4 protein-coding genes are annotated in these 5649 nt (G+C 71.0%); 1 reads left to right on the top strand and 3 read right to left on the bottom strand.

The window, feature by feature from the left end; genetic code table 11:
* From OOT08_RS15065 to OOT08_RS15055, 3 genes are all read right to left on the bottom strand, one after another.
* On the bottom strand, nt 1–901 hold a 901-nt coding region (locus OOT08_RS15065; RefSeq protein ID WP_325093610.1), incomplete at its 3' end, for a VOC family protein.
* A 143-nt stretch (nt 902–1044) separates the two neighbouring features.
* Nucleotides 1045–2997: a hypothetical protein gene (locus OOT08_RS15060; protein WP_325093609.1), complete on the bottom strand. Its 1953-nt coding sequence runs from the start codon at nt 2995–2997 to the stop codon at nt 1045–1047.
* Nucleotides 2998–3137: 140 nt separating this feature from the next.
* Nucleotides 3138–3857 carry a ferritin-like fold-containing protein gene (locus tag OOT08_RS15055; protein ID WP_325093608.1) on the bottom strand — a complete coding sequence of 240 codons (720 nt, stop codon included), beginning with the start codon at nt 3855–3857 and terminating at the stop codon, nt 3138–3140.
* A gap of 165 nt (nt 3858–4022) precedes the next feature.
* Between OOT08_RS15055 and OOT08_RS15050 the strand changes: the two genes are divergently transcribed.
* Nucleotides 4023–5477: a DEAD/DEAH box helicase gene (locus OOT08_RS15050; protein WP_325093685.1), complete on the top strand. Its 1455-nt coding sequence runs from the start codon at nt 4023–4025 to the stop codon at nt 5475–5477.
* Nucleotides 5478–5649 lie beyond the last annotated feature (172 nt).

The raw sequence follows: 5649 nt of genomic DNA, 5'->3' as shown, positions 1-5649 counted from the left end.
TGATGCCCGCGAGTTCCTCGGCCGAGCCGAGCTGCACCGTGAAGCGGATCAGCCCGAGCCCGTCCGCGCGCACCCCTGCCCCCCGGCTGTTCCAGGAGTTCGCGGCGAGGTGGTGATGGTATCCCCCGGCCGAGAGGAACAGCGCGTCCGGCTCCTCGGCGGTCACGTCGAAGCCGAGCACGCCGTGATAGAAGCGCTTCGCTTCCTCGGTGTCCCCCACGCGCAGGTGCACGTGTCCCATCACGGCGTCCGCGGCATCGCCGTCGCCGAGGTGCTGCTGAATGAACTGATTGGGGTCGAGGGGGTCGCTGCCCATCTGCACCCGGTCCCCCGTCCAGGTCCACTCGTCCCGGGGGCGGTCGACATAGAGTTCGAGCCCGTTGCCCTCGGGGTCGCCGAAGTAGAAGGCCTGGCTGACGTGGTGGTCGGCGCTGCCCTGGTATCGCTCGGGCGCGGTGTCGGCGATGCGCTGGAGGGTGGCCGCGAGGTCGCGCTCGCTCGGGAACAGGATCGCCGAGTGGAAGAGCCCGGCCTCGCTCGGGCTGTCGGGGGTGATCGTGTCCGCGCGCTCCTGCTCCAGGGTGATCAGCGCGCGGCCGTCCGCTCCGAGCACGGCACGGTCCTCGTCCGCGTCCAGCACGTCGAGGCCGACCGCGTCCTCGTAGAAGCCCCGCACAAGGTCGAGGTTGGCGACGCGCAGCTCGACCCCGCCCATGCCGACGCGCTCCCCGAGCAGCCCCCGCTGCTCTCCGTCCCCGTCGGCGGCCAGGGCGATGGCGGCCCAGGCGATGCCGCCCGCGAGGACGAGCACCGCGGCGACGATGATGGCGACCCAGGTGCCGCGCTTCGGGCGGGAGGCGGGGCGCGGTCGCGCGGGATGGGACGGGGCGGAGCGTGGCATGGAGGCCTTTCGTGAGCGCGGGCCGCCCGGCGCGGGCGACCGCCCCACCGTACGCGAAAAACAGTTGTCGCTTCAACGAAAACGCCCAACGCTCCGGGCTTTCCCAGCCGGGCCGAGCCCCCCAGGCCCGGCTGGGCGCGACCCTAGCGCTTCCGGAAGCGGCCCAGGAGGATGATCGCGCCCGCGAGCACCGCGGCGACGGCGAGCGCGCCGGCGGAGATCCAGACGACCGCGTCGCCGCCGGTCTCCACGAGGTTCGGCGTGCCCGGGGTCGCGGGCGTCACCGGGCCCTTCTCGGCCGGCGGCGTGGCCGGCTGAGTCGGCTTCGGGTCGGGCTGGTGCGTTGGCGGGGTGCCCGGGTCTTCGGCGTCCGGCACGAGGAACGCCTCGGAATCGGTCTGCGCGGGGGTCCGGCACTCCGCGGTGCCCTTGGCCCGCACCGAGAGCTCCGTGCCCTGGTCGGCCTCGGTCACCGTGTAGGCCGCGCCCGTCTCCCCCGCGATCGCTTTCCCGTCACGGAACCACTGCAGCGCGAGCTCCGCGGCCGGGATCCAGGCTGCGACCGAGGCCGTGAGTGTCTCGCCCGGCTCGGGTTCCCCGGTGATGACCGGCTCGGTGGTCTGGGCAAAGGGCAGCGGCGTCTTGCTGACCTGCGCGGTGATCGTGGCAGACGGCGTGCCGCCCGTGACCCCGTTCTTCGCGGTGATCGTCACCTCGGTCGCGTCGAGTTCGCCGCCCGGCTCCAGGGTGAGCGCCCCCGTGTCCCGGTCGAGCGTCACCCCGGCGGGCAGGTCGCCGTCCGCGACAAACCAGCTCGGGGCGGGAGTGCCCGCGACGGCATCCGGCGTCACCGTCACGGCGTCGCCGGACGCGATGGCGCAGAGGTTCGCGCTCAGGCCCCCGGGGTAGCTCAGGGACGGGGCGGCCAGGGTGAGAATGTCCACCGGCATGACTCCCCAGGGGCCGAAGCCCGAGAGGTACAGGCGACCGTCCGTGCCGAAGCGACTCTGGTAGAACGTGAAAAAGTCGATCTCGGCGAAGTCGAGGATTTCCTCGGGAGCTTGGGTCATCAGGGGGTCAAGCCGAAAGAGCGACCATCCGGTGCTCACGTAGAGCGCGCCCTGTCCCGCCTGGCGCGCGTCGATGCCCTGGATCATTTGCCCCAGTCTGGGCTGACCGCCCTCGTCCCAGGTAATCTCGCTCAGGTCGGGCTGCCCCGTGGGTCCTTCGGCGGTGTCCGTGAACCCGAAGTTTGTGTCGGGTGAGGTGATCTGCCCGTCGATCAGGATGCCGAGCTCCGTCGGGGCGATCTGGAAGTAGACGACCTCGGTGCCGTCGGCAAGCGTGCCGACCTCGAGGTAGGGCGACTGATAGGGATTCGGGGAGGACGGGATCGGGGTCGCGTGCATCGGGGCTGGCGCGTCGCCCCAGGCCCCCCGCCACACCCCATTGGCCGCGGTGTTGCCGCGCTCGTCGACGCGGTAGGTCACCGTGACGTCGTCTCCCGTGCCGGTCACGGCAATTCCGACGATCTCAGCGGCGGGGTGGCCGGGAACCGTGACGGGCTTGCTGACGTGCGCGGAGCCGTCCGGGGACCATCGGGTGACCTGGTACCCCCTCGGATCGGCTCCGCCGGCAGGGTCCCGGTGCAGGGTATAGAAGTTGCCGTCCGCGTCGGTGCTCAGCGAGTAGACCTTGCCCGTGAGCGAGCCGACGTTTGTCTCGATCCGGACGGGGGGCGGGCCAGCCTCGCCGCGCGGGTGTTCGAAGTAGCGGAACACGGCCTCCTGGCTCGTGTTGTTGCTGCCGGACCAGAGCGAGCCGTAGAAGTCTCCGTTCGCCCCGGGCTCGAGCAGCCCCTGCGGACCGGTTCTCTCGTGGCTCATGATGTCGTCCTTGAGGACGACGTTTTGCCCGTCGCTGCCGAGGGCGGGGGGTTCTGCTGCCTGAGCAGCGGCGGCCCCGGCGACGCTCCCGAACAGGCCGATGCTCAGGGCGAGCAGCGCCGCTCCGACGCGGCGAGGCCGACGTGCGGCCCGCTCGCTCGGTGCAATCGCGGCCTGGTCCGTTGCCGCTTCGTCCCGTATTGTGCGCATGATCCCCCCGGATTCTGCGAGCCCTGGCGACGTCGCTGTTCTCCAGCGTAGTCAGCGGGGCACCTCAGCGAAAGGGGCATCTCCCGGGTTCGACACGACGCCCGCGCGAGGGAGGCGTTCGCCCCTGACGGGGACGGTCCCTACGCGGTCAGCCCGAGCGCGTCCATGCGGCGGATGTGGTCGGCGATGAGCTCGCTGAACACGGGCTCGACGCGGGCCTGGTCAATGATCCGGTTCTCGCTCAGGTCGAGCACGCCGCGGGCAACGAGCAGGGTGTCGCCGACGAGGCGGCGGCCCCACAGGGCGAGCCGGTCGCCGAGCCCGGGCACGGCGGCGATTTCGGAGCGCAGCAGTTCCTGGACCGCGTCGCGTCCCGTGTTCTCGGCGAGGATCCGCACGGCATCCGTCGCGAAGCGGTCCTTGAGCCCGCCGCCGAGCGTGGCGAAGAAGTCGTCGAAGAGCCCGGCGACGAGGTAGACGCTCAGCACGATCTCGTGCCAGTCGTCGGTCTCGATCCTGGCGAGGTAGCGGTCGATCACGCCCGTGTACGGGGCCATGACGGTGTGCGGTTCGTGCCCGCGCCGACGGATTTCCTCCGCGAAGGCCTGCTGCTTGTGCAGGGCGATCCCGGCTGCGGTGCTCAGGACGTCCTTGGCTTGCAGGGTGGGCGCTTGCGCCACGGCGCGGGTGCTGGCCTCGTAGACCTCAAGCTCCAGGTAGGCGACGAGCCCCAGGAAGGGCAGGATCTCGGGAGCGAGCTCCTTCAGCGCGACCTTCGTGGCGTCGTCCTGATCGCCCCGAGACCGCATCTTGCGGGAGGGAGCTGTCGGCTTGCCCAGCGAACGAAACCAAGAGAACATCGCACCAGTTTATCCACAGCCGCATGCGACAAACTACACTTGACAGTATTCGCGGTGTGCCGAGGAGCCGCCGCCCTACGCCTGGGAGAAGTTCAGGGCGTAGACCACACGAACCGAACAGGGTAAGAATTGACTACATTTGCGGAACTGGGCGTCGACCAGGACATGGTGGACGTCCTCGCGGAGCAGGGCATCGTTGAGGCGTTCCCCATCCAGGAAGAGACGATCCCGCTGGCGCTGACCGGCCAGGACATCATTGGCCAGGCGAAGACCGGCACCGGCAAGACCTTCGGCTTCGGCCTCCCCGTCCTGCAGCGAATCGGCGCGAACCCCGCGCCGGGCGTGCAGGCCCTCGTCGTGGTGCCCACGCGCGAGCTGTGCGTCCAGGTGTACGAGGACCTCGAGCTGGCCGCGCGCGACCGCGCCGCGACCGTCGTCCCGATCTACGGCGGCAAGGCGTATGAGGAGCAGATCGAGCAGATCAAGGCGGGGGCGCAGATCATCGTCGGCACCCCCGGCCGCTTGCTCGACCTCGCCAGCCAGCGCCTGCTGAACCTCGGTAACGTGCGCGAGATGGTGCTCGACGAGGCCGACAAGATGCTCGACCTGGGCTTCCTCCCGGACATCGAGAAGCTGTTCGCACAGACGCCCGCGACCCGGCACACGATGCTGTTCTCGGCGACCATGCCGGGCACGATCGTGACCCTGGCGCGGCGCTTCATGTCGCGCCCGATCCACATCCGCGCGACGAACCCCGATGAGGGCCTGACCCAGGCGAACATCGAGCACCTGATCTACCGCGCGCACTCGCTGGACAAGATCGAGGTCATCGGCCGGATCCTGCAGGCCGAGGGCCGCGGCAAGACCGTGATCTTCACCCGCACCAAGCGCGCCGCCGCGAAGCTGCAGGAGGAGCTGACCGAGCGCGGCTTCAACGCCGCGAGCGTGCACGGCGACCTGAACCAGGACCAGCGCGAGCGCGCGATGGCCGCGTTCAAGGCCGGTAAGAAGGACATCCTCATCGCGACCGACGTGGCCGCGCGCGGCATCGACGTGGACGACGTGACCCACGTCATCAACCACACGGTGCCCGACGAGGACCAGACCTACCTCCACCGCGCCGGGCGCACGGGTCGCGCTGGCCGCACCGGCATCGCCGTGACCTTCGTCGACTGGGACGACCTGCACAAGTGGGCGCTCATTAACAAGGCGCTGGACTTCGGCATCCCGGAGCCCCAGGAGACTTACTCCTCCTCGCCGCACCTGTTTACGGACCTGAACATCCCCGAGGGGTCGAAGGGTCGCCTGAAGGCGGCCGCCCCCGTCGAGTCCTCCTCGCGCTCCGGCTCCGGCCCGAAGCGCGAGGGCGGCCGTGACGGTGGCCGTTCCGGCGACCGCAGCCGCCGCGAGCGCGCGCCGCGCGAGGACCGCGCCCCCCGCGAGCCCCGCGCCCCGCGCCAGCCCGCCGAGAGCCGCCCCGAGGGCGACGCCCCGGTGGCCGCTGGCGAGGGCACCTCGACGAGCGCCCGCCGCCGTCGCCGCCGTCGCACCCGCGCCGATGGCGAGGGCCAGGCGGCCCCCGCAGCGGCCGAGGCCGCGGCGACCACCGTCGCCGAGTAGCGCACCACCCCAGAACGGGGCCGCGATCCCTCCGGATCGCGGCCCCGTTTGCCGTTTCCGGGCGAGGGATTGCCGTGCGTGGATGACCGGGGGCTGCTGACGCGGCAGAGCCAGCCCAGGTTTAGCGCGGGACGGCGACCTCGGCGCGCAGGCGCTCCACGAGGTCCGGGGG

It is taken from the genome of Leucobacter sp. M11, assembly GCF_035726885.1.
GTDB lineage: Bacteria > Actinomycetota > Actinomycetes > Actinomycetales > Microbacteriaceae > JAPFRB01.
Note: the sequence above shows the minus strand (reverse complement) of the source record. Positions and strands in the feature narration are given on the sequence as shown.

Coding starts and splice junctions, on each gene's coding strand:
- OOT08_RS15060 (WP_325093609.1), bottom strand. CDS start 2,997: ATGCGCACAATACGGGACGAAGCGGCAACGGACCAGGCCGCGATTGCA.
- OOT08_RS15055 (WP_325093608.1), bottom strand. CDS start 3,857: ATGTTCTCTTGGTTTCGTTCGCTGGGCAAGCCGACAGCTCCCTCCCGC.
- OOT08_RS15050 (WP_325093685.1), top strand. CDS start 4,023: ATGGTGGACGTCCTCGCGGAGCAGGGCATCGTTGAGGCGTTCCCCATC.